This window comes from Clostridium sediminicola (assembly GCF_050402865.1).
In the GTDB taxonomy this organism is placed as follows: domain Bacteria; phylum Bacillota; class Clostridia; order Clostridiales; family Clostridiaceae; genus Clostridium_AF; species Clostridium_AF sediminicola.
Window position 1 is genome coordinate 136,828 of record NZ_BAABMF010000006.1, and the last position, 26,768, is coordinate 163,595.

General features: G+C 28.9%; 28 protein-coding genes. 3 read left to right on the forward strand and 25 right to left on the reverse strand.

Annotated features, from left to right (window positions below):
• Positions 1 to 91: 91 nt before the first annotated feature.
• From ACQ3F0_RS12340 to ACQ3F0_RS12355, 4 genes are read right to left on the reverse strand one after another with little or no spacing between them, the layout of a single operon-like run.
• Positions 92 to 1,231 carry a DHHW family protein gene (locus tag ACQ3F0_RS12340; RefSeq protein ID WP_428865572.1) on the reverse strand — a complete coding sequence of 380 codons (1,140 nt, stop codon included), beginning with the start codon at positions 1,229 to 1,231 and terminating at the stop codon, positions 92 to 94.
• Between the two features lie 39 nt (positions 1,232 to 1,270).
• Complete coding sequence (locus ACQ3F0_RS12345) at positions 1,271 to 2,677, reverse strand: MBOAT family O-acyltransferase (protein WP_428865574.1); 1,407 nt, start codon at positions 2,675 to 2,677, stop codon at positions 1,271 to 1,273.
• Positions 2,678 to 2,705: 28 nt separating this feature from the next.
• The gene (locus ACQ3F0_RS12350; protein WP_428865575.1) at positions 2,706 to 3,170 is read right to left on the reverse strand and encodes a DUF4358 domain-containing protein; all 465 of its coding nucleotides are present in this window, start codon (positions 3,168 to 3,170) and stop codon (positions 2,706 to 2,708) included.
• Positions 3,171 to 3,187: 17 nt separating this feature from the next.
• Positions 3,188 to 4,102 carry a GDSL-type esterase/lipase family protein gene (locus tag ACQ3F0_RS12355; protein ID WP_428865576.1) on the reverse strand — a complete coding sequence of 305 codons (915 nt, stop codon included), beginning with the start codon at positions 4,100 to 4,102 and terminating at the stop codon, positions 3,188 to 3,190.
• A 253-nt stretch (positions 4,103 to 4,355) separates the two neighbouring features.
• Here ACQ3F0_RS12355 and ACQ3F0_RS12360 point away from each other — a divergent pair, with 253 nt between their 5' ends.
• Positions 4,356 to 5,018: an HD domain-containing protein gene (locus ACQ3F0_RS12360; protein ID WP_428865577.1), complete on the forward strand. Its 663-nt coding sequence runs from the start codon at positions 4,356 to 4,358 to the stop codon at positions 5,016 to 5,018.
• 75 nt (positions 5,019 to 5,093) lie between these two features.
• Here the strand turns inward: ACQ3F0_RS12360 and ACQ3F0_RS12365 are convergent, their stop codons facing one another.
• Positions 5,094 to 5,915: an endo alpha-1,4 polygalactosaminidase gene (locus ACQ3F0_RS12365; protein ID WP_428865578.1), complete on the reverse strand. Its 822-nt coding sequence runs from the start codon at positions 5,913 to 5,915 to the stop codon at positions 5,094 to 5,096.
• 166 nt (positions 5,916 to 6,081) lie between these two features.
• Between ACQ3F0_RS12365 and ACQ3F0_RS12370 the strand changes: the two genes are divergently transcribed.
• Both ACQ3F0_RS12370 and ACQ3F0_RS12375 read left to right on the forward strand, forming a co-directional pair.
• A complete protein-coding gene (locus ACQ3F0_RS12370; RefSeq protein ID WP_428865579.1) occupies positions 6,082 to 6,870 on the forward strand; it encodes an ABC transporter ATP-binding protein in 789 nt (262 codons plus the stop codon).
• A gap of 2 nt (positions 6,871 to 6,872) precedes the next feature.
• Positions 6,873 to 8,555 (forward strand): ABC transporter permease, encoded by a 1,683-nt coding sequence (locus ACQ3F0_RS12375; RefSeq protein WP_428865580.1) that lies wholly within the window; start codon positions 6,873 to 6,875, stop codon positions 8,553 to 8,555.
• Between the two features lie 62 nt (positions 8,556 to 8,617).
• Here ACQ3F0_RS12375 and ACQ3F0_RS12380 read toward each other — a convergent pair whose 3' ends face one another.
• The 20 genes from ACQ3F0_RS12380 to citG all read right to left on the reverse strand — a co-directional run bounded on the left by ACQ3F0_RS12380 (position 8,618) and on the right by citG (position 26,656).
• Complete coding sequence (locus ACQ3F0_RS12380; protein ID WP_428865581.1) at positions 8,618 to 9,439, reverse strand: endo alpha-1,4 polygalactosaminidase; 822 nt, start codon at positions 9,437 to 9,439, stop codon at positions 8,618 to 8,620.
• A gap of 161 nt (positions 9,440 to 9,600) precedes the next feature.
• Positions 9,601 to 10,164 (reverse strand): FtsX-like permease family protein, encoded by a 564-nt coding sequence (locus ACQ3F0_RS12385; RefSeq protein ID WP_428865582.1) that lies wholly within the window; start codon positions 10,162 to 10,164, stop codon positions 9,601 to 9,603.
• Positions 10,165 to 10,178: 14 nt separating this feature from the next.
• A complete protein-coding gene (locus tag ACQ3F0_RS12390; protein ID WP_428865583.1) occupies positions 10,179 to 10,475 on the reverse strand; it encodes a hypothetical protein in 297 nt (98 codons plus the stop codon).
• The gene (locus ACQ3F0_RS12395; protein WP_428865584.1) at positions 10,427 to 10,708 is read right to left on the reverse strand and encodes a hypothetical protein; all 282 of its coding nucleotides are present in this window, start codon (positions 10,706 to 10,708) and stop codon (positions 10,427 to 10,429) included. Before ACQ3F0_RS12395 ends, ACQ3F0_RS12390 begins: the two co-directional genes overlap by 49 nt.
• Positions 10,709 to 10,834: 126 nt before the next feature.
• A complete protein-coding gene (locus ACQ3F0_RS12400; protein ID WP_428865585.1) occupies positions 10,835 to 11,608 on the reverse strand; it encodes a Na-translocating system protein MpsC family protein in 774 nt (257 codons plus the stop codon).
• A complete protein-coding gene (locus tag ACQ3F0_RS12405; protein WP_428865586.1) occupies positions 11,595 to 14,015 on the reverse strand; it encodes an ATP-binding protein in 2,421 nt (806 codons plus the stop codon). Before ACQ3F0_RS12405 ends, ACQ3F0_RS12400 begins: the two co-directional genes overlap by 14 nt.
• A 281-nt stretch (positions 14,016 to 14,296) precedes the next feature.
• Positions 14,297 to 14,797 (reverse strand): AbrB family transcriptional regulator, encoded by a 501-nt coding sequence (locus ACQ3F0_RS12410; protein ID WP_428865587.1) that lies wholly within the window; start codon positions 14,795 to 14,797, stop codon positions 14,297 to 14,299.
• 36 nt (positions 14,798 to 14,833) lie between these two features.
• Positions 14,834 to 15,937 (reverse strand): sodium ion-translocating decarboxylase subunit beta, encoded by a 1,104-nt coding sequence (locus tag ACQ3F0_RS12415; protein WP_428865588.1) that lies wholly within the window; start codon positions 15,935 to 15,937, stop codon positions 14,834 to 14,836.
• A 22-nt stretch (positions 15,938 to 15,959) separates the two neighbouring features.
• Positions 15,960 to 16,310, reverse strand: a complete 351-nt coding sequence (locus ACQ3F0_RS12420) for a biotin/lipoyl-containing protein (RefSeq protein ID WP_428865589.1) — start codon at positions 16,308 to 16,310, stop codon at positions 15,960 to 15,962.
• A gap of 32 nt (positions 16,311 to 16,342) precedes the next feature.
• A complete protein-coding gene (locus ACQ3F0_RS12425) occupies positions 16,343 to 16,651 on the reverse strand; it encodes an OadG family protein (RefSeq protein ID WP_428865590.1) in 309 nt (102 codons plus the stop codon).
• A 17-nt stretch (positions 16,652 to 16,668) separates the two neighbouring features.
• On the reverse strand, positions 16,669 to 18,036 hold the full coding sequence (locus ACQ3F0_RS12430; RefSeq protein WP_428865591.1) for an oxaloacetate decarboxylase subunit alpha: 1,368 nt from the start codon (positions 18,034 to 18,036) through the stop codon (positions 16,669 to 16,671).
• 22 nt (positions 18,037 to 18,058) lie between these two features.
• Entirely contained in the window at positions 18,059 to 19,567 is a 1,509-nt protein-coding gene (locus tag ACQ3F0_RS12435) for a tripartite tricarboxylate transporter permease (RefSeq protein WP_428865592.1), read from the reverse strand.
• A 13-nt stretch (positions 19,568 to 19,580) separates the two neighbouring features.
• Positions 19,581 to 20,078 (reverse strand): tripartite tricarboxylate transporter TctB family protein, encoded by a 498-nt coding sequence (locus ACQ3F0_RS12440; RefSeq protein WP_428865593.1) that lies wholly within the window; start codon positions 20,076 to 20,078, stop codon positions 19,581 to 19,583.
• Positions 20,079 to 20,137: 59 nt separating this feature from the next.
• On the reverse strand, positions 20,138 to 21,181 hold the full coding sequence (locus ACQ3F0_RS12445) for a tripartite tricarboxylate transporter substrate binding protein (RefSeq protein WP_428865594.1): 1,044 nt from the start codon (positions 21,179 to 21,181) through the stop codon (positions 20,138 to 20,140).
• Between the two features lie 33 nt (positions 21,182 to 21,214).
• Entirely contained in the window at positions 21,215 to 21,736 is a 522-nt protein-coding gene (citX, locus tag ACQ3F0_RS12450; protein WP_428865596.1) for a citrate lyase holo-[acyl-carrier protein] synthase, read from the reverse strand.
• A 6-nt stretch (positions 21,737 to 21,742) separates the two neighbouring features.
• Positions 21,743 to 23,284, reverse strand: coding sequence for a citrate lyase subunit alpha (gene citF / locus ACQ3F0_RS12455; protein WP_428865597.1), 1,542 nt, complete (start codon positions 23,282 to 23,284; stop codon positions 21,743 to 21,745).
• 14 nt (positions 23,285 to 23,298) lie between these two features.
• A complete protein-coding gene (citE, locus tag ACQ3F0_RS12460) occupies positions 23,299 to 24,174 on the reverse strand; it encodes a citrate (pro-3S)-lyase subunit beta (RefSeq protein ID WP_428865598.1) in 876 nt (291 codons plus the stop codon).
• 1 nt (position 24,175) lies between these two features.
• Positions 24,176 to 24,472 carry a citrate lyase acyl carrier protein gene (gene citD, locus ACQ3F0_RS12465; RefSeq protein WP_428865599.1) on the reverse strand — a complete coding sequence of 99 codons (297 nt, stop codon included), beginning with the start codon at positions 24,470 to 24,472 and terminating at the stop codon, positions 24,176 to 24,178.
• 13 nt (positions 24,473 to 24,485) lie between these two features.
• Positions 24,486 to 25,526, reverse strand: a complete 1,041-nt coding sequence (gene citC / locus ACQ3F0_RS12470; protein WP_428865600.1) for a [citrate (pro-3S)-lyase] ligase — start codon at positions 25,524 to 25,526, stop codon at positions 24,486 to 24,488.
• Positions 25,527 to 25,783: 257 nt separating this feature from the next.
• Positions 25,784 to 26,656, reverse strand: coding sequence for a triphosphoribosyl-dephospho-CoA synthase CitG (gene citG / locus ACQ3F0_RS12475; protein WP_428865601.1), 873 nt, complete (start codon positions 26,654 to 26,656; stop codon positions 25,784 to 25,786).
• Between the last annotated feature and the right edge of the window lie 112 nt (positions 26,657 to 26,768).

Consider the following 26,768-nt stretch of genomic DNA (forward strand, 5'->3'; position numbering starts at 1 on the left):
CTTCCCAAAAAAGCCTCTAAAAGGTCTATTCCTAATTAAATAATGGCAATCAAAAAAACTGAAGTCGCATTTACGACACCAGTTCATTTTTTTACTGTATTAGATTTTTAATAGATAAATCTTCAAAAAAAGTTATTGCGTTATATAGGAATAATATATCATCAATATCATTTGATTTAATAATTTTTGTAATATCATCATTATAATATCTTAAATCTACCAAATAAATTTCACTATAATGCCCCGTTAAAAAAGGTACAAAACTATTTGCATATGAATCTTTTATTAATAATAATTTTTTCCCATTTTTATTGTTAGTGCTAATTTTTATCAAAGGGTGGTTACCATTAAGGAACACAGTATATTTATCTTTCTTATTTAAATTATCCATAGTGTACAAAGATTTTTCACTTTTTTCGTTATCCAAATAATCTACCTTTATACCTTCATCTACTTTCGGAATATATAGTTCAATACTATCAGGTTTTATATTTCTAAAACCACTTTTTGAGTATAGTGATCCATAAAAACTATCTGTTACATTTTTTATATCAAAGTAGTTGTTATCATGATAGGTTGTTCCCACGGATTCCATCAATTTTTGATAAGCATAATAAGCTCCTTTTGTTGTCCAATGATGGTCTGTTTTATAATAAATATATTCATTTTTCTTAGAAGATAGCTTTTCATAGACATCAATAAAATTGATATCACTATCTATCTTTTTTTTCACTTCATCTATATAATAAAGTTCATCATCACCTGGAGCTAAATATGGGAGTTTTTCTTGCAACACTTTAACTGAATTTGGTACTACCATAAAATATTTATTTACTTCTGGTATTTTATCTGCAAAAGCATTAATTGCTTCTAATCTTTCAGTAAATTCACCCTTATCAGGTGTATTGAATTTCTGAATCAAATAACCTGTTTTGCCTAAAAATACATCATTATTTTGATTTTTACCAGAATACAGTATTATTTTAGAGTTAATTTCAATCCAAAAATCTCTAAATACAAATTGGTCTGAAATATACTTTTCAAAATCTGAAGTAAACTTTCCATTCATTAATGCTTTAATTGAAAAATCAGGTCGTTGTTCTAATCTTCTGTTCTCGGTTTCTGAAAATAGTTTTTCAGATCTTACACCATTTAGTAATACCATAATTAATAAAAATAAAATAAATAAAATTGTCATACTTTTATAATAAATTGAGTTTTTCTTATTCAAACTATCTCTCCTTTTATACCTTTATTATGATTTAAATTCTCAAAATTTAAAGTATAAAAAAGGATTAAAACTTTCATTAACCAAACAAGCAGTGCTTAAAAAAATCGCCATCATAAACACGAGTAGTAAGAATATATCACCTTTTATTATTGTTTTTTCCTTAATATTTGTAATGACTTTTCTCACAATAGGTGTAGATGCAAAGCATAAGACAATAAAAAGTAATATATTAGTATATATCAGATATATTATATTATCATCTATTATAGAATGGTTACCTAATCCAAACATAGTTCCGAGGAATTTTATTGCATTTGTTAAGCTTTCAATTGAAAAAAATACCCAACCTATCACTACAACTAACATAGTATATAAATGCCCTATAACACTAGGTAACTTTTCTAATTTTTTCAAAAGAAATATTTTTTCAATTATAATAAATATTCCAAAATATAATCCCCATATAACAAAATTCCAATTAGCTCCATGCCATATACCTGTAAGCATCCATACAATTATTAAATTCCTACATTGTCTAATAACTCCATCCCTATTCCCACCAAGTGGGATATATACATATTCTCTAAACCATATTCCTAAAGAAATATGCCATCTACGCCAAAATTCCGTAATACTTCTAGATATATATGGATAGTTGAAATTTTTCATAAAATTGAATCCGAACATTTTTCCTAATCCTATTGCCATATCTGAATAACCACTAAAATCAAAATAAATTTGAAAAGTAAAAGCTATTATACCAATCCAAGCTCCAAGAATAGAAAGTTCTTCTATTGGTATACTTTTTATCTCATTCCATAAAAGCCCTATATTATTTGCAAGAAGTACTTTTTTTGATAATCCAATTATAAATATTTCTACTCCTTGTCCAAATAAGTACGTATTTTCATTTCTATTATCAATTTCTTTAACTACATCAATATATCTTACTATAGGCCCGGCTACCAATTGTGGAAACATTGTTACATACATAGCAAAGGTTATAAAATTTCTTTGTACCGCTACCTTTTCAGAGTAAACGTCAATGACATATGATAGAGTTTGAAAGGTATAAAAAGAAATTCCAACTGGAAGTGGGAGCTGCTTTATTCTTATTTGTAAATGAAAAATAAAATTTAAATTTTCTATTATAAATCCATAATATTTGAAAAATATCAAAATGCCCAAGCTGATAACAAGGGTAATAATCAAAAAAATATTTTTGACTAAAACCCTCTCTCTGTATTTATCTATTAGCATGGTGCAAAAATACATAATAGTAATTGTAGATATCATTAAAATTACATATACTGGTTCTCCCCATGCATAAAAAATCAGACTAGCAATAAGTAAAATGAAATTCTTCAAAAATTTCGGAGAAATATAATATATTAATAATGTAAACGGCAAAAACACAAATATAAATATTAAACTACTAAATACCACGTAATGTTCCTCCTAGTATGCCTTACACTTAAAAGCAATTATCAAATGTTTCTTCAATTATTTTGTAATCATTATGTGTAGTAAAAAGAATATAGCTATCTTTGTTTTTTAAAACATGTTTTTCTACTAAATAATATTCATCAGGAAGATAATCCTTAAAACTAACTTCTTTATCATTAATCCTTTTTGATATTTTTTCTTTAATTGAATCTATATCATTAGAATCCTTAACCTTCAAAATAGCAATCTCATCAGCTTTTATATTTGATGGTGGTGTGTAAAGAAAGAAACTCTCTAATTTTTCAGCATCTATACCATATAGTTTTTCAAGTTTCTTAGCATCTCCTACTCTCATTTCAGATATATCTGTTGCTTGTACTATATTGTCATTGATTTCTTCTATAGAAGGTGATTTGCCTTCTGAAGAACACCCCACGAATAAGGTCAATACTATTACTGCTAATATCAAAAAATTAATACTTTTTTTCATCATTATTTTTCATCCTTTCATTAATCAATAGATTTAGTATTCTCCATAATATAATTTAGCCACATAGGATAAAATTTTTCCTTAAAGTGAATTCCGTCTGATTCATAGATAGTATTATCCTGCTCTTTTAATACATCAGATATATTCAAATACTGAACTCCTTCTTTTTTAGCTAAATCTTGCAATGCATTATTAAATTCATCAATATTTTCATTAGTTAAACTAGCTTTTTTTTTCGCCGCTTTAGGTAAAACAGGTAAAATAGACTGAATATAAATTTGTGTGTCTGGCATTTCCAGTTTAATCTTATTTATTAAATCTCCATATAACTTTGCAAACTTTTCACTTGTGAGCACATTATCAATATCATTTAAACCGAAAAGCATATAAAAATTTTCAGGCTGTGATTTTATAGCTTTACTAATCTGATCATCTGCATTCCATATATTAATACCTGGAATTCCTATTACCTGATTATCATCTAAAAATTCAAAAAAAGTAATTCCTTCTGTAATTGAATCACCAAAAAACATATCTCTCTTATATATTTCCTTAAAATCCTTTGGTGATGATTCTTCTACAATATCAGATTGTTTCTCAAGGTTACTACTCATATTATTTGTAACTTTATTCTCATCTATATTACTAGTTTCTGGTTTACTATTTAAGAAATCAGTTTTTTCATTCTCACTAACATTTGTATCTAAATTAATATCAGTATTTTTTTTCTCATTAACTACCTCTGTATTAATTACCATATCTTCATGAGATTTAACAAGACTATTACTAATTTTATTTACCATTAATTTCATAGCTAGCACAAATACCATCAGTATTATAAGAGAAAAAATAATCCTCCTTCTTTTTCTTCTTTTTCGCCTCTTTCTTATCTCTTTTTGCAAGTTATGTCTATTAAGTCTTTTCCTCTTTCTCAAATCGAGCCCCCACTGAAACATATTATTAAATTCAATCCATTATTATGATATAATAATTAAACATTGGAATAGTAAAGAAATAGTTACAATTTGTATAAATCTTTTATATCATATTCAAAGATATTATATGAATCAACTAACATTATTTAGACGCAGTTTCTCAACAAAAAGTTGATAGTATTATAAAAATTTTTATTTTATTTATATAGAACATGTATATCTTAAATATAATAATTAACCTAAAGGAGATCCTATGAATAAAAAACTTATAATTGAAGAAACAAAAAAATTCGTAAGAGAAAAACTTGAAGGGGAAGGTACTGGACACGATTGGTGGCATATAGAAAGAGTTTACAAAACAGCTTGTTTTATAGGAAAAAAAGAAAAAGCAGATATGTTTGTAGTTGAACTCGCTGCTCTTCTTCATGATATTGCAGATTGGAAATTTCATGATGGTAACAGTTATATAGGAGCAGAAGTATCCCAAAAATGGTTAAGTAAATTTGAAGTAGATCCAATCATAATAGAAAAAGTATGCAATATTATAAAAACTCTATCTTTTAAAGGAGGTACAGTTGATTCAACTCAACACACTATTGAAGGTAAAGTTGTTCAAGATGCTGATAGACTAGATGCCATTGGCGCCATAGGAATCGCTAGAGCATTTGCATACGGCGGAAATAAAAATAGAGAAATATATAATCCCAATATAGATCCAAAAACATTTAAAGATTTTAATGAATATAAAAAGGACGACAAAAACACTACAGTTAATCATTTCTATGAGAAACTTCTAAAACTAAAAGATTTGATGAATACAGATACAGGAAAGCAATTAGCTAAACAAAGACATGATTTCATGGAAAATTATTTAGAACAATTTTATTCTGAATGGAATTGTGAAATATTGATATAGAGCTGATTGAACACTAACTAATAAGACTATAGGGTTATTAAAATTCATAACCCTATAGTCTTATTAAAAAAAATTCTATAAATTCACTTTCTCAGATATAAAAAGTTTAAACTTCAAAGAATTATATTCACTCTTTAATCGTATATCAAACAATTTATTCTTGGAGTATTCAATAATATAAACATCCATTCCTCTATCTCTAATTTTCTCTAGATATTCTATTACATAATTTTTATCTTCTTCACTCTGTTTCTTAAAAATATTGTTATCATAATCTTCAATTATAGTTGAAACCTCTTCTAAATTTATTCCTGCAACTATGCTCTGAATATCCTCCCCCTGAGAAATAGCTTTTTCTATAAAATCATATCCACCATTAATAATTACAGGCTTATCATATTTATTTGATATATCTTTTAAAATATTCATCAGTCCATTATATATATTCTCATCATGACTAAGACTATAAACATCAACATTATCAATAAATAATCCATCTATACCTTTGTCCAATAAATCTTTTGCTATAGTATGGACAAAATATGTTTGCCATTGTTCATTAGATACATCTATCCACTTTTCATTTTCCCAGTTTTCATAATCACATATTGCCAAATGGACAAAATCTTTATAATGATTTCTAAACTCTTCTATAGAACCTACATTTATATAGCTATAGACTTTAGTACCCTTTTTATGAATAATATCTATATCTTCCTCTGTAAAATATGTTGCATCGATTATTACCTCTTTATATTTTCCTAGCTTTTCTGCCTCAGAAGGATCTGCACCTATGAATACTCCATAATTATATTTATCATTATTTAAAATTATTGCTCCAATAATTACAATTGCAGCAACTATTATAACTATTCCTATTAATATTTTCTTTAACATTTCTTCCTCCTCATATATCTATATTTATATAATAACAAAAGAAGTGAACTTTGTAACTTATTTGTTATTTTTATAACCCAAAAATTGGTATAATATATTATGGATAGCATTAACAACTTAATTTAACATATCCACTTTATTTATATTTCAAAGGAGGAAAACCTTAATGGATGCATTGAACGAAAGTATAATATCTATTGAAAATCTAGAAATGAGTTATGGAACTAATAAGGTTTTAAAAGGAATAAATTTAGAAATAAAAAAAGGTCAAATAATTGGCTACATTGGAACTAATGGTGCTGGTAAAAGTACCACTGTAAAAATACTTTTAGGTATGGTAACTGGTTATACTGGAAGCGTTAAAATATTTGGTAGAGATATTTCAGATGGAGATATTGAATACAAAAAAAGAATAGGCTATATACCTGAGATTGCAGACTTATATGATAATTTAACCGCTAGAGAATACTTAACATTTTTAGGGGAAGTTTATGGTATGGAATATGAAACAGCAGATATAAAAGCAAAAAAATTGATGTCTTTATTTAAAATTGATAGTAGCTATAATTCTAGAATATCATCTTATTCTAAAGGTATGAAACAAAAGTTGATGATAGTTGCTAGCATTTTTCATAATCCTGATATATTATTTTTAGACGAACCCTTAACAGGCCTTGATGCAAACAGTGTTATGGTTTTTAAAGAACTTTTGTCTCAAATGGCCTTAGAAGGAAAAACTATTTTTTATTCTTCTCATATAATGGACGTTGTAGAGAAAATAAGCAATAGAATAGTACTTCTTAATAATGGAGTAGTTTTGGCCGATGGAAGCTTTGATGAGTTAAAAGCAAAATCAGCAGATACAAGTCTTGAAGAAATTTTTAATCAATTAACACATTTTGATAATCATAGTAGTATTGCCTCTGAATTCTTAACTACAATAAAAGGAGTATAAAAATGAAAGATTTTAAATCTTTAAAAGTACTAGATAAGTTTAGGTTTCTATATACAAAATTGGGAATAGATTATGAACTAATGCGTAAAATCCTTAAATTAAAACTTACGGTAGATAGTAGAAGAGTTCCTGCAATACTATCTGTTCAGAATAATAAATCAGGTGACAAAAATAAAAAATCTAATTCTTCCCAATATTTTTATTATGCTTTTTTAGGTTTATTTATAGGACTTCCAATATTTTTACCTATAGAAATAATTCCTAAAATGAATTTAGTTTTGGGTGTTTTAATTTTTATGATTACTTTAACAATGATATCAGACTTTTCTTACGTATTGTTAGATATAAGAGATTTAAATATCTTATATCCAAGACCAATTGATAAAAAAGTAATAAGTGCAGCTAGAACAACTCATATTATAATATATTTGATTTGTATAATAATACCAATGTCTGCTTTTATTCTTGTATTTGGTTTCATAAACCACGGTGTTATCTTTCTTTTTGTAATGTTAATAGAATTGCTATTTATATCTATATTCACAGTTTTCTTAACAGCAATTTTATACTATCTTATTCTTCATTTTTTCGATGGAGAAAAATTAAAGGATATAATAAATAATTTTCAAATATTATTAAGTATATTTATGATTGTTGGATATCAATTAGCAATAAGAGTTTTTGACTTTACAGAAATAACTGATAGCTTCAAAATAAAATGGTATACATATTTGTTACCCTCTAGTTGGTTTGCGACGCCCTTTGGCATAATTCTAGAACAAAATAGTAGATTAGAATTTATAATTCTCGGAGCGCTTGCTTTTATTGTTCCTTTAGGATTTTTAATAATATATAATTCCTTCTTAGGGAAAGATTTTGAACAAAACCTAATTAAACTAAACAATAATACTGATAAAGCAAGCAAATTGTATTTTCTAAAAAGTAAGTTTCAAAGAAATATTGCTAATTTTATATGCTCTGATAATATTGAAGCTAGTTTTTATAAATTTGCTTTTTCCATGTTCTCAAAGGATAGACAGCTAAAACTTCATATATATCCTAATATCACAATGGCAATTGTTTTTCCTTACTTAATGTTATTTACATCTTTAGATCATGAGCTATCCTTGTCCCAAAATTTATCTAAAGTATCACAAGGCAATCATTTTCTAAACCTTTATTTTTACACTCTAATGATTAGTTCAGTAATATATTCAATTTCTTATAGTGAAAAATTTAAGGGCGCTTGGATTTATAAAGTTCTTCCTATAAAAGATTATAAATCTATCCACAAAGGAGCGTACAAATCCTTTGTGTTAATTATAATAGTTCCTACATTCGTAATAACAATTTTAATATTTTTAATTTTTGGTGGTTTAAAAACTTTATCTAATATTTTATTGATTTTGATAAATACACTAATCGTTTCAATGGTTATTTACCAAACTTCAAATAAAGAATTGCCTTTTTCCCAAGATGTAGGTGGTATGAAGTCTAATCAAAGCAATTCATTGGCCATGATGTTTGCAAGTTCTGGTCTAACACTAATACTTTGGGGAATACATTTTGGATCTACATTAATTCCTTATGGGTTTATTATTGCTTTTGCATTATCATTACTAATGTTAGTTTTCTATTGGAAAAGGAAATTTGGTACTACAATAAAAAATCCCACATCTTTTTAAAAGTTGTGGGATTTTTGTGGGATTTGATGTATATATAACATACTAAAGTATATTAAAGGCTTTTATAGATTTACTTTTCTAGATATAAAAACATTATATCCAAGTTTTTCATAATTACTGATTATTTTGTTCTTCAAGTTAGTATTTTTTGTATACTCGATGACATAAATTTTTAACCCTTGAGACTTCAAATTATTTAAATAATTAGTTGTAAATTTTACTTCTGAATTTTTTTGCCTTCTAAATTTATTTTTATCGTAATCCTTGATTACAGTCATTACTTCTTCTTGATTTACTCCATCAATTATGCTACTTATACTAGTACCTTTTTCTATTGTATTATTAATAAAATCATATCCGTTATTTATTATTATTTCTTTACCATACTTATTTTTTAATGAAGATAAAATACTTAGTATTCCTTCATAAGTAGCTTCACTTTTAAATAATGTATATACGTCAACATTATCTATAAAAAATCCATCTATATTTTTATCATTTAATTCTTTTGCAAGTGTATCCACAACGTAATTTTGCCACTTTTCATTAGATACATCTATCCATCTTTCATCTTCCCAGTTAGTATATTCACCTAGCGTATACTGTTCAAATTCATTATAATAATTTCTAAAAGATTCAATAGATCCTACATTTAAATAACTATATATCTTGTCCACTCCATTATTATGTAGATATTCAATATCACTCTTAGTAAAATCTGTAGCATCGATAATTAATTCTTTATACACTTTTAACTGAGGAATGTCCTCTGGAGATGAGCTCATAGATATTCCATAGCTATGCATATCATAAGAAATTACATATTGAGAAAAACTGAAAAATGTGATAACAGTAGCTAAAAACATAACAAATACTTTTTTCATATCTATAACCTCCTCTTTGCATATATTATATCAATTTTCCACCAATATTTCTACACTTTTTTAATATTTATTTTAATTGTAATTAATTTATAATTAAATATATCTAAATTTTGCGTAAAAAAGTCCAGCAATTATAAAATCACTGGACTTTTATCAATTTCTTATTCGGCTTTTAACTTCAATGTATCCGTAAGAGAAATTTGTTCAATTTTTCTCTTGTTAAAGAATTTCGCCACATTATATGCAAAGAATATTATTATAAAACCGATAAGAATATTTATATTGTTTAATTTTGATGGAATTGTAATATTCATTTCTTTAGTAATTTCTTTGAAAAATCCCTCCATACTATACAAAAGAATCGGTATTGAAATTAAATATCCCACAACAACTAATATAGTATTACTTTTCAAAATCAAATTGTGTATTTCTCTTTTTCTATACCCAAAGACTTTTAACATAGAAATAGTATTTTTGTTTTCTTCAATAAGCAATGATGTAACAATATAAATTATGATTAAAGCTATTACAAAAGAGAATACAGAAATCATAATTAGCATATATTGTAAGGGTTTTATCAAAGATGCATATCCACTGATTATATCATCTTTGCTATTGGTAGTAAGTAATTTATCATCTTCAATATTCATCTTTTTATTAGATAATATTTCCAAATAACTTCCCTTTGGATAACCATTCTCTTTATTAAACTTTTCAATTGGCATATAAATAAAATCACCTATATACACATCTGCAATATCATCGATTCTACTTCGAATTCCACAAGATTAAGGTTATTCTTAACTTCTATTTTGCTTCCTTTTTCAATTTTTAGTTTTTCTGCTAAGGATTTAGTAATAATAGTTTTATTAAAAGTTAAAGGCTTACCCCCTCTATCTTTAAGATTTATAAATTCTGTATCATCACCTACTCCATAAATAATAAAATTCTTATCTTCATTATTAGCCATAGAAAACTGAGATAGATTTATAACGTCGCCATTAGATATTTTCTCTGTCTGAAATGAATTAAACATATAATTACATCATCCATCTCAACATTATCGTCATATAAAAACATCATAATCTCTTTCATCAACATTGAATAAATAATATCTGATGCTATTTCTTCATCAAAATCATTAGGAAGTTTATTTGTAGATTTAGAATGTCTGAGAACCTTTTTTATCTCTTCTATAAACTTCATATCTTTTATTCCTCTTATTCTCAATTCCATAGAAGTTTCATCATCATCTAAAAATGCTGCCATTATTTCTCTCCAAAACTTCTTAGGAAAAATTTTCATTAGTTTTTCATATTTTACTTTTTTTTGTTTTAAAGTCAAATAAAGAAGCTCTCCACTAGGAAAAGCTTCTTTATCACTTCTACTTCTATTTTATTTCATTGAAATTATTATTTTATCTTTAAGCTTACCCAAATCAATAAAAACGTTTTCTAAGAAACACTCAGTTTTAACCACTTCTCCAATAATTTTTTCAATTTCTTTATCTCTATCTAAATAAAAGGCTTCCCTTGAAAAATTCACCAAATGATTGTTCTTGCTATTTTCTAATAAAGTTTTTTCATATTGAGTTAATGCATCAAATGCTTCTACTTCAATTAAACTTCCTTTAATAAAAGCTTTAACATATTTTGGACCTTTTCCAGTTTTACTTTTAATAAAAAGTGCAATCTTATTTTGAAGTTTATTTTCTAAATCCTTTTTCTCATTAATATCTACTAAAACTTTTTTACCTACAAGTAAATCATTATTTTTACTCTCAAAAACTTTTACAGCGCTCTCTTCCAAGGCTTCTAATAATTCTTTAGTATTGGTTGGCTTTAATACGTATTTATCTACTCCAATATCTACCGCTAGTAATACAGTTTCAACATCCGAAAAAGCAGTCGTTATAATTATTGAACATTTTTTATCTTTCTCCCTTATTAACTTACTCATTTCAATTCCATCAATTATTGGCATCCTAAGATCAGTTACAATAATATCCGGCTTATTTTCTCTATATTTCTTTAAACCTTCTTCACCATTTTTTGCAATGAAAAGCTTTCCAACTCTTCTTTTCAAAAAATATTGCATTTGCTCTCTTGTGGTCTCATCATCTTCAACATAAAGAACTTTCAAATTTAACAACAGATTATTCTCTGACATTGTTTTCTCCTCCATCTTTAGGAATAGTAAATATAAAACAAGCCCCTTCTTTTTCGTTAACAACCTCAACTTTACCCCTGAAATTCTTTTCAATAATCATTTTTGACATATATAACCCTAAACCAGTTCCATTCTTTTCATCTTTTGTAGTAAAATAAGGATCAAAAATTTTATCTATAATTTCTTGTGTAATTCCTCCTGCATTATCACATATTTTTAAAATACAATTATCAGCTTCACTACTAATAATTATGTTTATCCATCTATTATCCCTACTTATTTCAGAAAGTGCATCCACTGAATTATTAACTATATTTAATATTACTTGCGATAATTGATTTGAATATCCATAAACCTGTACATTTTCATCACCATTAATATTTAACTTTATTGTATTTATATTTATTCTTTCCTCACATAAAGCTGTAGTATTGGTAATACTTTTATAAATATTAAAAAAATCTTTTTTATGTCTTGGTTTAAAAAAGTATCTAAAATCATCAATAGTTTCTGACATTCTACTAATCATATTTCTTGCTTTTGAAAATAGTCTATTTAAATACTCTTTATCAATATCATCGTAACTAAATGAGTCCTCAATATTTGAAATAATTAGCGAAAGAGCATTTAATGGTTGTCTCCATTGATGAGCAATATTCCCAATCATTTCACCCATAGCAACATACCTTGATTGATGTAACATCAATGCTTCTTTCTTTTTATTTTCATCCATCTCTTTTTTAAACATCTTTTCTAACTGAAGATTAATTTTTTCTAATTTATTAGCTATTTTATTATTTGAATTTATATTACTATCCAATTTTATTTCACTAATATTATTATTTTTATTCTTTATTCCAACTGCCACTTGATTTACTATACTTACAAATCTTTGTTCACTTCTTTTTACAGCTTCCTCTTCTAATTTCCTACTAGTAATATCTCTAGAAATTAAAATTACTTTTTTCTGATTTTCAAGTTTAAATAACGTCGCATTAATTTCTACAGGAATAGTTTTATTATCCTTTGTTTTTAGATTTGTCTCATATAAAGCTAATTTTCCTTTTAATATTTTTCCTATTATTTCTTTTGATTTTTTCTTATTTATTTCATTATCTAAATCTGTATAATTCATGAATATTAATTCTTTTCTTGAGTATTTTAATTTCATAGGAACTTTTTGATTGACTTCTAGGATTTCACCTAATGCATTATCTTTAAAATCCAAAACAAAAACACAGTCATTTCCACTATTAAACATTACCTCATATTTTTCTTTACTTTTAATGAGTTCCTTCTCTAACACTTTACGTTGTTCAATATCTTCTTCTAGTTCCTTGTTTAACTTTTTAACTTTTCTTAGATATTCTGATTTTACCTGTAGCTTTTTCTTATTTTCTTTAAATATATAAATATATGATGCTGCAATTATTAAACTTAAGAATATAAAACCAGCAATTGTTATAGTATAATAGTAATTTTTTTTGATAACACTAACTACTTCGTCATAGCTAGATGAAATTGTTACTATCCAAAAATAATCACCTATATAAGCTGATGAATATGCACTAAATTTTTTCACCCTGATTCCTTTTTCATCATTTGCCCAAACAGAATGATAAATGCTAACACCATTCCCCCCTTTTTTTTGTTCCTCCACAACATTTGAAAGTTCGCTCCAATCATATTCTCGATACTTAGCTTTTCTTGCAGATATCAATTCTTTTCCTATATCTTTTTTATTTGGATGCATTAGTAATATTGCATTATTTGTCTTAACAGAAGCATAACCAGTAGTTCCCGTTTTTACAGGTTCTACAATGTTTTTATAGATATATTCAACATTTATTCTACTTCTCAAAATACCACTAAATTCTCCATTCACTCTAATTGGCTGTAAGATGAATATATAAGGAGCTTGGTTCTCCTCAAAATAAACATCGCTTATTATTACTTTTTCAGAATTAATGATATCATTTACATCTTTAAGATTTTTTAAATTAATCCCGTCAACTCTTGATGTTGATTTCGGATATTCTAATAGTAATTTTCCATTGTTATCTAAAATTTGAATAATGTCTACTCTTTCACCTTCCATTTTATGATAAATCTCTAATGACTTATTTATTTGATTTTCTTCTCCCAATAATAAGGATTTAAAATCTTTTTCAAAACTATAGTCTTTAGCTACAATTCCCAAAGCTCTTTTTTCCCCTCTTACATAATCCTCAATAGATCTTGAAATTGTATTCGCTATTGCCAATAGCCTATTTTGCTCATTTGAAATTAAGGTATCACTGAAATCTGAATAGTTTTTAAAAATCATAAGAATCATAAATACTGACACCATAATTGAAATAAATGTTGTTACATATAATTTCTTATATTTTATAATATATTTTTTCAATATAACACCCCTATAGAGTTATTCTTCTTTTTCAAAAAACAGGTTTAGTTAGCAGATAAACTGCTAACTTAAAGAAAATCAACAGTTAAACTTTATTTATATATACATAAAATCTGGATGTACCAACGAGTTATGGACATAAATAAATAGTTCAACTGGAATAACTTTATAAACCAAATTTAAAATTAAATATATTAATTAGGTGAACTTATTTTTAACTGAAATTTATTACTATACAACCATTCTATCACATTTAAAAATACTATTACATTAAGATAGCCTTATTTGCCGTTTATATATCCAGTAATAATTTTTATAATAATAGGAAGAACAGCTATAACAGTAATTAAACGAGCTGAGTGCATAGCTACTACTTTTGAAGTATCTGCACCATAAGCTTCTGAAATTAAAGTCATATCAGTTAACCCTCCTGGTGAACAACTAAATAAAGATGTTATTAAATCTAACCCTGTAAATTTTGAAATAAAAAAACCTAAAACAACGCAAAATATCATTAAGCATACTACCAAAATCATAGTAGGTATAATAATATTTTTAAATTCTCTAAATGAATCGATAGTAAAATTCAAGCCAATCATTGCCCCAACTACAATTTGAGCAACAAGTTTAAAATTTTTGGGGATAGTTCCTTCTCCGGAATAAATGTTATATATAGCTACTAATAGCATTGAACCAATCAAAGCTCCTGCTGGAATTTTTAATTTAATCCCCAAAAATCCACCTATACCTCCTACTAGTAATGTAATTGCTATATTCACCATTGACTAATCCCCTTACTTTCAAAATATCTTTTATCTCTAACCAAATATACTTAATAAAACTCCTGCAGCAACAGCTGATCCAATTACCCCTGCTACATTAGGTCCCATAGCATGCATTAATAAGAAATTTGAAGGATTTTCTTCTTGTCCAACTTTTTGTACAACTCTCGCAGCCATTGGCACTGCTGAAACACCTGCTGCACCAATCATTGGGTTTATTCTTCCTTTTGTCAATTTGCACATTAGTTTTCCAAACAACACTCCTGATACTGTACCAATTGAAAAAGCGAATAACCCAAGAGCTATAATTTTTAAAGTTGTAGGGTTTAGGAATGTAGTAGCATTAGCCTTCGCTCCTACAGTTATTCCTAAGAATATTGTTACTATATACATAAGTGAATTCTGTGCTGTTTCCACTAACTTTGGAACTACACCTGATTCTTTTATCAAGTTACCAAACATCAACATACTTATTAATGGTGCTGAAGATGGTAATAATAATATTACAAATATTGCAACAATAACAGGGAAAATAACTTTTTCTGTTTTAGTAACAGTTCTTAATTGCTCCATCTTTATTACTCTTTCTTCTTTTGTAGTCAATGCTCTTATTATCGGTGGTTGGATAATTGGTACCAACGCCATATATGAATATGCAGCTAGTGCAATTGGTCCAAGTAAATCTGGAGCCAATTTTGATGTTAAGTAAATTGCTGTTGGTCCATCTGCCCCACCTATTATTCCTATAGCTGCAGCCGCCGCACCATCAAAACCTAATAATATAGCTCCAATGAATGCAAAAAATATCCCGAACTGTGCTGCCGCACCAAGTAATATGCTTTTAGGATTTGCAATTAATGGTCCAAAATCCGTACACGCTCCTACACATAAGAATATTATTGGAGGATATATTCCGAGCTTTGTTCCCATATAAAGATAATGAAATAATCCATCTTCCGCCATTAATCCTGTCATAGGAAGATTAACTATTAACATTCCAAATGCTATTGGGAGCAAAAGATATGGTTCATATTGTTTTTTAATTGCTAGATATAGGAAAAAACATGCTATACCTATCATCAATACTTGTTGCCATCCAAGGGCTGTAAAGCCAACACTATTTAAAAAATCTAGTAGCATCTATTTTTCTTCCTTTCTCTAGTTATTTAATTGTAACCAAGCAATCTCCTGTAACTACTGCCGCACCCTTTGTAGCAAGTATACTTTCTATAATTCCATTTTTGTGAGCAACAACTTCATTTTCAAGTTTCATTGCTTCTAATATCAATAGGACATCTCCAGCTTTTACACTTTTACCTTGACTTACTTTTATATCTAATACATTTCCCGGAAGTGGTGCTAAAACTTCTTCAGCTTCTGATGAGCTCGGCTGAACTTGTTTTGGTTCTTCTTTTGTTGCTACTGCTTCACTTTTAGAAACTGATGATGCATCCATTTCTTCAACTTCAACCTCATAGATTTTATCATTTAAATTGATTTTATATTTTTTCATTCTAACTCTCCCCTTAGTTTTAAAATTTATAACTACCCAATTTGTTTATAGGATACAATTCGAAGTTTAGAATTTCTCTTTTCATTGCTCATATTTATCGCAGCAGCCATAGCTACTACTATTTCTTCATCTGTAGTAATACTATTAATGATTTTTTCGCTACTTCTTTTACTTATGGTATTTGCTTTTGGTTTATCCTTTTGTTTCTTTTCTTTAAATATAATTTTAAACAATTCTATTATCAAAGAGATTACATACAAAGTCGTAAACACTATCCCCATACAAATAGCCGTAATTTGTAAAGCTTCAACTATACTTATATTACCACCCATATATCTCATTCCTCTCCTTCTCTAAACTACATAACAATATCTATATAATAAAAGTCATCCTTCTGGTCTTCTAAATATTTTCTTGTTATGTCTGGAAATAAAGCATATGCAAGAATCATTTCTTCCTCATCAGTAAGATCCTTAATCTCTTCCTTAACTTTATTGAACATAGGTTTCATCTTATCTGCAGGGCAATAATCTATTACTTCTTCATCCCCAATAATTCTTTTCTTTATTTCTTCTTTTACCGGAACTGGAGCTAACCCATAAAATCCTTTAACGTAATCTTTTATTTCTTTTGGTACAACCTTATATCTCTCTCCTACCAGTACATTAAATACTGACTGAGTACCTACCATTTGACTTAATGGAGTAACAAGAGGTGGAAAACCTAAGTCTGCTCTAACTTTTGGTATCTCATTAAGTACTTCATCATATCGTCCCTCCGCATTCTGTGCTTTTAATTGCGATAACAAATTAGAAAGCATTCCTCCAGGAACTTGATATTTAAGTATCTGTGGCTCTATCTTCATTACTCTTGGATTAAAAGTTCCATCTTCTATATACTTTTCTTTTACTCCAGAAAAATGAGTTGCTACTTTTTTCAACCTATCTTCATTGAGTTTTGGCGCTCCCTTACTATTGTTAAAAATTCCATTAAGAGATTCAGTGCATGGTTGAGCTGTACCACTTGAAAATGCTGATATAGCTGTATCTACTATATCTACTCCAGCTTCAATAGCTTTCATATAAGTCATTTCAATAATTCCACTTGTGCAATGTCCATGAAGTTCAATTGGTACTTTTATATTGCTCTTTAATCCACTAACTAATTTAAAAGCATCATCAGGTGTTAATATTCCTGCCATATCTTTTATACAAATTGAATCGGCCCCCATGTTTTCCATAGTTTTAGCTAGTTTTGTATAGTAATCAACAGTGTGCACCTTACTTGTTGTATATGAAATAGCACATTGACAGTGAGCTCCCTCTTTTTTGATTACTTCTATAGATTTATTTAAATTTCTAACATCATTTAGTGCATCAAAAACTCTAATAATATCTATCCCGTTATAAATAGATTTTTGGATAAATCTTCCAACAATATCATTCGGATAATGCTTATATCCCAAAAGATTTTGTCCTCTTAATAGCATTTGAAGTTTAGTGTTTTTTACTTTCTCTCTTATTAATCTAAGCCTTTCCCAGGGATTTTCATTTAAGTATCTTAAACAAACATCAAATGTTGCTCCACCCCATACTTCCATAGCATAATATCCTACTTTATCCATATCTTCTAGTATAGGAAGTATTTCTTCTAATTTTAGTCTGGTTGCAATTTGGCTTTGATGCCCGTCCCTTAGCACTGTTTCAGTTATTTTTAATTTACTCATTAATCCACCTCATAAAAATTTTTTAAAGTGCTACCTTTTTTGATTTCTTTGACTCCATCTTTCCTTTAACCAATGGCCATACGATTGATAATACCGTTATAGCAATTAATGTTAAGTTTAAACCTGAATCAAAGAAAGCTGTATAACTTCCATCTGAAATTCTAAGTGCTTGTCTAAAAGATTGTTCCATAGTATTACCAACTATAACAGCTAATATTAATGGAGCCGTTGGGAGTTTAACTTTTGACATTAAGTATCCTGCAATACCAAAGATAACTAGCAAATAAAAATCTACTACACTATTACCTATAGCAAATGTTCCAACAAAAGCAAGAGCTAATACAATTGGATACAATATTTTTGGAGGTATTGCTAATACTCTAACTAATAATCCTGCCATAGGAATATTTATAATTGCTAATATAACATTACCAATAAACATACTTGCAATTAATCCCCAAGCAATATCAGGATGTTGCGTAAATAGCAATGGTCCTGGCTGAATACCAAGCATTAATAACGCACCCATCATAACCGCTGTAGTTCCTGAGCCCGGAATACCTAAAGTTAACATTGGAATTAATGCACCAACAGAAGCAGCATTATTTGCAGATTCCGGAGCCGCTAATCCTTCTATAGCACCTTTACCAAACTCTTCTGGATGCTTAGACATTTGTTTCTCGTTATTGTAAGACATTAATGATGCCATTGTTCCACCAGCACCTGGTAATGCACCAATTATAAATCCTAATGGAGCACTTCTCAAAATAGGCCATTTACTTCTTTGCCATTCTTCTTTAGTAACCCATATTTTCTTGAATTTTGTTTGAGCTTTTTTATTTCCTTCTTTAAGAGATTTAAAGCTCTTAAATACTTCTCCTAATGCATATATTGCTATAATAACAACAAGGAAATCTATTCCCGTTTGTAATTCTAATACACCAAAAGTAAATCTTCTAACACCTGATTGTGCATCTATTCCTACAGTTGCAATCATAAGACCAATAGCTGTAGATACAAAACCTTTTAGCATATTTCCTTTTGACATAGATGAAGTCATTACTAATGCTGTTACCATTAATAAGAAATACTCTGATGGTCCAAATTTTAATGCAAAATTAGCAACTGGTGTTGCAACTAAAACCATAAATATAACTGATATAATACCACCAATAAATGAAGCTATAGCTGACATAGCCAAGGCGGATTCTGCTTTCCCCTTCATAGCCATTGGATAACCATCAAATGTTGCCGCAAGGGCTGCACCATCTCCTGGTGTATTGATAAGAATAGAACTTCTAGATCCACCAAACATAGCTCCATAGTATACACCACACATAGTGATTAAAGCAGCTGTAGGCCCCATTGAAAAAGTTATTGGTAATAATACAGCAACTCCTGTAGCAGGTCCTAAACCCGGCAACATACCAACGATTGTTCCAAGAATACCTCCAAAGGTTATTAACAATAAATGGTACGGTGTAAATGCTACTGTAAATCCGTGTAATAAGTTAACTAAAACATCACCCATTTTGTGCCCTCCTCTATATATCTAAAAATATCATTGTTGGAAGTGTAACTCCTAGCATTTTAGAAAACACAACGTATACTCCAACACTAAACACCAATGCAATTATTGTATTTGATATCCATTTTTCTTTTCTAGTCAAATAAAGTAATAATTCTAAGAATAAGAATGTTGATATAACATACCCTAATCTTTTAAATAATAAAGCATATGCAATACTTCCAAAGCAAGTTATCATAATTGTAATATTTGTTTCTTTATCTTTAGCAAAGCTCTTTACAAAATTATCTACTGCAACTTTTAAGTTTGATAAACCACTTTTGAATAGAAAAGTAATTCCTAAAATAGTTAAAATAATTGCAATCATAAGAGGGAACATTTTTGGCGCATTGGCACCACCCATTGCAGCTGCTGGTAAATTTAGAGTCAATAACAAATAAATAATCCCTAATACTGCAATTACTAAACCCATTAAAGAATCATTAACATTTGCATTCTTCTTATTTTCTTTCAAAATTAATCCTCCTTTTCAAGGTAAGTGCAGAGTGTAAACTCTGCACTTTATTTATATTTTTATTTGAACATTCCTATTTCTTCAAGAACAGATTTATAACTTTCATTTGTTTCTTCTAAGAATTTAGTAAAATCCGCAGAATTTAAATAACATTGAGACCAACCATTTTGAGCACTTGCTTTTAACCACTCATCAGTTTTAACCATTTTTCCTAAAGTTTCTTCCCAGTACTTAACAGCATATTCAGGCATATCTTTTGGTCCAAATAAACCTCTCCAGTTTTCAAATGTTGCATCTATTCCTTCTTCTTTACAAGTTGGTATCTCAGCTAAAACTCCTTCTCCAACTCTTTCTGAAGCAGTAGTTGCTAAACATTTTAAGTTTCCACTTTCAAGTAATGCTGATACATCACCTAAACCAGTAGTTAATAGGTCTACATGTCCACCTAAGACTTGAGCATTTGCAGTTCCATCTTGGAAACTTACATAGTCAATATCTTTAATGTCTTTAACACCAGCAGCTTTTGCCATTAACAAAAATTGAATATGATCCATACTTCCAACAGATGAAGCTCCACCAATTTTTACGCTCTTTGGATCTTCTTTTAATGCATCCATTACTTCTTTTATAGAAGTGTATTTTGAATCCTTTGCAACAACAAATGCACCATAATCAGTTATAAGTCTTGCAAGTGGTGTAGTATCTTGATAGCTATACTCACTTGAACCATTTAAGTTTACTAATAGTAATGGTGAAGAATAAACAACAACAGTATCATCTTCTCCTGATTTAGTTTGTAATTCAGATAAAAATACAGCTCCACCACCACCTGGTGAATTTGTTACAGGCATTGATGCACTTACTAATCCTGTATCTTTTAATACTTTAGCAGTTGTTCTAATTGTCATATCCCAACCACCACCAGCTCCGCCTGGTGCAACAAAATCCAGGTTACCTTTTGGATATTCTTCTGTCTTTGATGCCTCTGCTCCACCATTATTAGCATTTGATGCAGTGTTTTTTGTTTTTTCTCCACAACCTGCTAATAAAACCATTGACATTACTCCTGCAAGTACTGCAGCTAAAACCTTTTTTGTTCTCATAATTATTCCTCCTAAAATTTTATATTATATAATTTAATAACTAAAATAATCGTTTACTAACTTATCAATATAATTAGTAAGTTCTTCTATTGAATGAGTTCTTTTTCTTCTGCATACATTTGCAGCACACTTACAAATAAAGCATCTTCTTTCTCTAAAACCCAGTTCTTTTCTACTAAGAATATTAAGGTTCTTATCAATGACATCAAAATCATAAAGTCTTCCTAAAGGGGTTGATTCTTCAATATTTACTGTGAGAGCTTTTAACTTGTAGGCATCTGACTGAACGGAAATATATGCTTCTGCACCTGTATCTTTGTACTCTACTTTCTTATTTAAAATTTCTAAATTTTTCTCATGGATTGAATCAGTCAATATTTTTAATCCTTCTTTATGAGCTTGTTTGTATAGTGGACTATCCTTCTGGTCTCCAGGAATATTTAGAGTAAATGATACCAAGCTACAATTGAACTTTTTTATAAAATCTTTTTGATTTTTCCATCTAAGCTCTCGGGACTGCAGAATCTTATAAAGCATCATTTTCTCTTTATTCATCCCTTTCTACTCCTTTATTTGTCTGATTACATCTATTACTGAACCGTCTCTATACTCTATTACTCCTACTACTTTATCCAAATACTCTATAGTTTCAGGTACTCCTAACATATCGTTTACTGTTGTAATTAACTCTTCTATTGTTGTTGTTTTTATATTTGCTTTTTCCAATTTTTCAATAATATCTTTTCTTCCTGGATTTACTGCAATACCTCTATCAGTAACTAGAACATCTACGGTTTCTCCAGGCGTTATTACATTTTGTACTCTATTTACTACTGTTGGGATTCTTCCTCTCATAAGTGGAGCTACTATTACTGTTAACTTAGCTGATGCAGCAGTATCTGAATGTCCTCCTGAAGCTCCTCTTATAGCCCCATTTGATCCTGTAATTACATTTACATTAAAGTCTTTATCAATTTCTAAAGCACTTAATATTACAATATCTAATTTATTTGCAATACATCCTTTTGTATGAAGATTTGCATAGTAAGAAGCTTCTATTTCATGATGTTTACGATTTTTCTTGTACGAATTTGCCGCTACTAAATCAAAGCTTTGTACATCATATAGATGTTCAATCAAACCATCCTCATGAAGTTCAACCATTGGCTTTGTAATTCCGCCTAACGCAAAACGAGCTTTTATATCTCTTTTTAGCATTTCTTTTCTAAGAAATCTTGTTACTGCCAATGATGACCCACCTGAACCCGTTTGAAACGAAAATTTATCTTTGAAATATCCTGAATTCACTATAACTTCACTAGCTTTTTCAGCTATAAGTAATTCCTTAGGATTCTTAGTAAATCTTGTAGCTCCTGATGCTATTCCATTTGGATCTCCTATTGAATCTACTTCAACTACAAAGTCAACATCCACTTGCTTTATACTTCCTGGTAAGTTTGGGAACTCCATTATGCAATCTGTTATTAAAACAACTCTATCTGCATATCTAGAGTCAACTCTTGCATACCCTAATGACCCACATATTGCTTTTCCTCTTTCTCCAGATGCATTTCCATATTCATCTGAAGACGGAACTCCTAAAAATGCTACATCTATCTCTATTTCCCCAGCTTCTATAGCTCTTGCTCTTCCCCCGTGGCTCCTTATAATAACTGGGTTGTCCATTAATCCTCTTGATATTTTTTCTGCAAGTTCACCTCTAATTCCACTTGTAGTTATACTTGTCACTACACCATTCTTTATGTGTTCAATTAAAGGAGCATGTATATTCGATAATGAACTACTTGCAAGTTTTAAATTTTTTATTCCTTTTGCTGCTATTCTCTCCATAACCATATTCAGAACATAGTCACCAGATCTAAAGTGGTGGTGAAATGAAATTGTCATTCCATCTTTTAATCCTGTTCGTTCAATTGCCTCATCTATAGAACTTAATAGTTTATTATCTTGTGGACCCACGCTTACAACTTTTCTACCACGCATTCTTATTTCTTGTAATATACTAAAAGGTTTTTCATATACTTTTTTTCCCAAATCCTCAAGTATACTATCTGGGATTTCTCTTTCAATTGAATTAATCATTTTCCTTCCCCTTTCTAACAAACACCTGCTGCTTTAGCTAATGTTAATACTCTTTCTGCCCTATCAACTATTGGCTTGTCTATCATCTTTCCATCAAGTGCAATAACTCCTGAACCTTTTTTCTGTGCTTCTGTTATTGCTTCTTTTATTCGAATTGCTTTTTCAACTTCTTTCTGTGTTGGAGTAAATACTTCATGAACTGGTCCTATTTGTCTTGGATTGATTATTGATTTTCCATCAAAGCCTAATTGTTTTATTAGCTCAACCTCTTTTCTAAAACCCTCTTCATTATTTACATCTGAATAGACAGTATCTAATGCGTATATATCAGCCGCCCTTGCAGCTAAAAGGATCTGACTCCTAGCAACCATAAGTTCTGATCCATCAGCGCTCCTATTTGTCTTCATATTTGTCACAAAATCTTCTGCTCCTATTGCAATTCCTATTAATCTTTTACTAGCTAACGCTATTGGATAAGCATTCATAACCCCAAGTGGACTTTCAATAGCAGCCATCATTTTAGTAGTTCCTACTTTTATTCCAAATAATAATTCTGCTTCCTCTATTAATTTCTCAACAGCTATAATATCTTCAGCTGTTTCAGTCTTTGGAAGTCTGATTACATCTACACCTGATTTCACCATTGCTTTAATATCCTCTTGTCCTAATCCTGAATCTAAAGAGTTTATTCTTACAACTATCTCTGTATTTCCATAGTCTATATTTTTTATTGCATTGAAAACCATAAATCTTGCAGAATCCTTTTCATTTACAGAAACGGAATCTTCTAAATCAAACATCAATGAGTCTGCTCCATAAATACTTGCATCTCTTAACATACCAGGATTATTTCCTGGTACATATAACATGGTTCTTCTGAGTTTTGTCATTCTATAGTCCCTCCCACTTAAGGTTTTTTTCTTTGCCTGCGGCTCTACAAGCCGCGCATTCAACTCTTGCAATTATTGCATAGTCTAATGCACCTTTATCATTGGCAGTAACTATAGCATCACTAATTTCTAATTTTTTCAAAGTTTCTCTTATTACTTCCCTTATTTTGTTCCCAAACTGCTTTTCTACTGCACTTTTTAAATTAATTATTATTCCTTTTTGTAGATTGGGTTGAATTAAAATGTTAATATCACTAGATTCCATTGTCCCTGACATTCCATTTTGAATTATTTCCATAAAAACACTCCTTTTAATGTCTTGAATCATTTTTTTTAATTTTATTTATTATAGGCTGTGCCTCTTTTGATCTTAAATAATTATAAGTTGACTTAGGTACGATTTTTTTTATCTTTTCCCACTCTTCTTCTTCCAAATATTTTCTTACTTTTGATGCACTTATAATGTCCCCATCCTCTTTTCTTCTCTTCATTAGAATTACCTCGATGCCCCGCTTTGGTAACAATTCCTTCATTACCTCATTGTATTTTCTTGTAACCTCACAATAATTTTCTTCTCCAACATATCTTTTAGTAATTCCTAAAGTCGGAACAATGAACTGACCGAAAATTTCTATATCAAGTTTCGCATGCATGTACATAGCTTCTTTATTATCTTTTATAAAATAAGTTGGAAATGTTGCACTTGATATTATGTAATTTTCTCCTCTGTGTATAATCACATTTTTTAAATGTTTAATTCCTTCCTTTATCAATCTATATCTAACTTCTGACGGAAAAGTAGATTTATCCTCCCAAACTACAAATACGTGTACATAATCACTTTCTTCTGAAGCTTTCTCTATCAAGTATTGATGTCCCAGTGTGAATGGATTGCAATTCATAACTATTGAAGAAATTACTTTACCCTCTTTCTTATACCTTGTTATTTCTTTTAGATACTCTTCAATCCCATCTACTTTGTTTTCCATTAAGACAACTTTCTTATCTACATCAATTATTTTTCTAAAACCCATATATTCAAAAGACTTGTATGAATCATATTTTGTGTAGATAAACAAGTGCGTTTGTCCTCTTTGGTACTGCAGATTTATAAGTTCAGTTATTAACTTATTTATAATATTTGTACCTTTGTATTTATCATCAACAGCTAAACATCTTAATGTATTTGCACTTATAGACCCTGTAGCTACTAACTCTTCTCTATCAAAAATTCCAATAATCTTCTCAATAAATTTATCAAAGTGTAATCCCTGCTTTTTTAATAACTCTTCTAGCTTTTCTTTATCACTTCTAATCTTTAGTGAAATACTTTTTATTTGTATATTGTCCATAGTCATTTCACCCCCACCCAAATTTGGGAAACAAAAAAGACCAGCACAAAGAAATTAATCTTTGTGCTGGTCTATTAAAGTCTAATTAATAATCATCTTTAACAAGTTCCAGCAAATATTTAGTTTTCGACTAAACAATGCATAATTCTTAGAGAACTTACACATTTGTACTTTCTCCAAGCTAATTTATATTCTAATATTAACATGTAAACCTTTTTAAGTCAACATTTTTTTCAAAATTTGTATTTAATTAGTTCTTATAAGTTCATTCCTTCAAGCAAAGCTAACATTATTGTAACAGCAAGTAAATCTGCTGACCCTCCTGGACTTATATTTTTCTCTATAAATGCTTTATCCATATCTATAACATTTCTTTTACCTTTATCGGAAAACATACCCCCATTTTCTAATACTATTTTGGAATACTCTTTTACATAATTCAATGTATATTTATCATGTCTCCATACAATATTAGTATCTTCCGAAACAGTCATAATGTTTAATAAAGCCTGTACTAAAATATCATTTAAATTTCCCTTTTCAATATCTTTTCTTAATATAGGCAAACCTTTTGTCATCACTGTCTCAAACCCTGACTCTACTTCTCCTCTTATACCTTTTAATTCATACTTCTTGTATAACTTTTCTCCATTTGATAATTGTACTTTATCTTCTATATTGGTTAATTCTCTTTCACATATACCACTAGTAATTCTTTTAACAATATCACAAATAACCTCTGCTTTTATGATATGATCTCCCGTTTTTTTCATTGCAAATCCTGCTGCAACACAAATTACACCTATAGAAAAAATAATCCCCTTATGAGTATTTACTCCAGAAGTAGCCTGAAACATTTTTTTCTCTGCTTTTATTCCTATAGGTCTTATCATTTCCAAAACATCTTTTAATTGCTTATCTTCTATTAACGTTCCTACAGCTGCCATAGATTTAAATTCACTTATAATCGCTGAACTACTTCTTAAAAAAGTGAAATAATCCATATCATTGTGAGCACCACTATTATATCTATCCACCAATCCTGGTTTAGGACTAGCACTCACTTCATATAAAACAGCCTTTTGAGCCAAAAAACTAATATATTCGCTTATATTATCATATAACTCCATTGAATACCCCCTATTTTTCTATAATAACTTTAATTAATGCCTAACAATTATTTGTAAAAAATAAAAAAGGCCAACACAAAGAGAATCCTCTCTGTGCTAGCCTAATAAAGTC

Excerpts from the sequence above, each read along its gene's own strand:
- ACQ3F0_RS12425 (WP_428865590.1), bottom strand. The coding sequence starts at position 16,651 with ATGAGATATATGGGTGGTAATATAAGTATAGTTGAAGCTTTACAAATT.
- citG (WP_428865601.1), bottom strand. The coding sequence starts at position 26,656 with ATGGAGTTATATGATAATATAAGCGAATATATTAGTTTTTTGGCTCAA.
- ACQ3F0_RS12415 (WP_428865588.1), bottom strand. The coding sequence starts at position 15,937 with ATGCTACTAGATTTTTTAAATAGTGTTGGCTTTACAGCCCTTGGATGG.
- ACQ3F0_RS12410 (WP_428865587.1), bottom strand. The coding sequence starts at position 14,797 with ATGGTGAATATAGCAATTACATTACTAGTAGGAGGTATAGGTGGATTT.
- ACQ3F0_RS12380 (WP_428865581.1), bottom strand. The coding sequence starts at position 9,439 with ATGAAAAAAGTATTTGTTATGTTTTTAGCTACTGTTATCACATTTTTC.
- ACQ3F0_RS12365 (WP_428865578.1), bottom strand. The coding sequence starts at position 5,915 with ATGTTAAAGAAAATATTAATAGGAATAGTTATAATAGTTGCTGCAATT.
- ACQ3F0_RS12435 (WP_428865592.1), bottom strand. The coding sequence starts at position 19,567 with ATGGGTGATGTTTTAGTTAACTTATTACACGGATTTACAGTAGCATTT.
- ACQ3F0_RS12400 (WP_428865585.1), bottom strand. The coding sequence starts at position 11,608 with ATGTCAGAGAATAATCTGTTGTTAAATTTGAAAGTTCTTTATGTTGAA.
- ACQ3F0_RS12385 (WP_428865582.1), bottom strand. The coding sequence starts at position 10,164 with ATGCCAATTGAAAAGTTTAATAAAGAGAATGGTTATCCAAAGGGAAGT.
- ACQ3F0_RS12370 (WP_428865579.1), top strand. The coding sequence starts at position 6,082 with ATGGATGCATTGAACGAAAGTATAATATCTATTGAAAATCTAGAAATG.
- ACQ3F0_RS12445 (WP_428865594.1), bottom strand. The coding sequence starts at position 21,181 with ATGAGAACAAAAAAGGTTTTAGCTGCAGTACTTGCAGGAGTAATGTCA.
- ACQ3F0_RS12390 (WP_428865583.1), bottom strand. The coding sequence starts at position 10,475 with ATGTTTAATTCATTTCAGACAGAGAAAATATCTAATGGCGACGTTATA.
- ACQ3F0_RS12430 (WP_428865591.1), bottom strand. The coding sequence starts at position 18,036 with ATGAGTAAATTAAAAATAACTGAAACAGTGCTAAGGGACGGGCATCAA.
- ACQ3F0_RS12375 (WP_428865580.1), top strand. The coding sequence starts at position 6,873 with ATGAAAGATTTTAAATCTTTAAAAGTACTAGATAAGTTTAGGTTTCTA.
- citC (WP_428865600.1), bottom strand. The coding sequence starts at position 25,526 with ATGGACAATATACAAATAAAAAGTATTTCACTAAAGATTAGAAGTGAT.
- ACQ3F0_RS12420 (WP_428865589.1), bottom strand. The coding sequence starts at position 16,310 with ATGAAAAAATATAAAATCAATTTAAATGATAAAATCTATGAGGTTGAA.
- ACQ3F0_RS12360 (WP_428865577.1), top strand. The coding sequence starts at position 4,356 with ATGAATAAAAAACTTATAATTGAAGAAACAAAAAAATTCGTAAGAGAA.
- citD (WP_428865599.1), bottom strand. The coding sequence starts at position 24,472 with ATGGAAATAATTCAAAATGGAATGTCAGGGACAATGGAATCTAGTGAT.
- citX (WP_428865596.1), bottom strand. The coding sequence starts at position 21,736 with ATGAATAAAGAGAAAATGATGCTTTATAAGATTCTGCAGTCCCGAGAG.
- citE (WP_428865598.1), bottom strand. The coding sequence starts at position 24,174 with ATGACAAAACTCAGAAGAACCATGTTATATGTACCAGGAAATAATCCT.
- ACQ3F0_RS12395 (WP_428865584.1), bottom strand. The coding sequence starts at position 10,708 with ATGGCAGCATTTTTAGATGATGATGAAACTTCTATGGAATTGAGAATA.
- citF (WP_428865597.1), bottom strand. The coding sequence starts at position 23,284 with ATGATTAATTCAATTGAAAGAGAAATCCCAGATAGTATACTTGAGGAT.
- ACQ3F0_RS12350 (WP_428865575.1), bottom strand. The coding sequence starts at position 3,170 with ATGATGAAAAAAAGTATTAATTTTTTGATATTAGCAGTAATAGTATTG.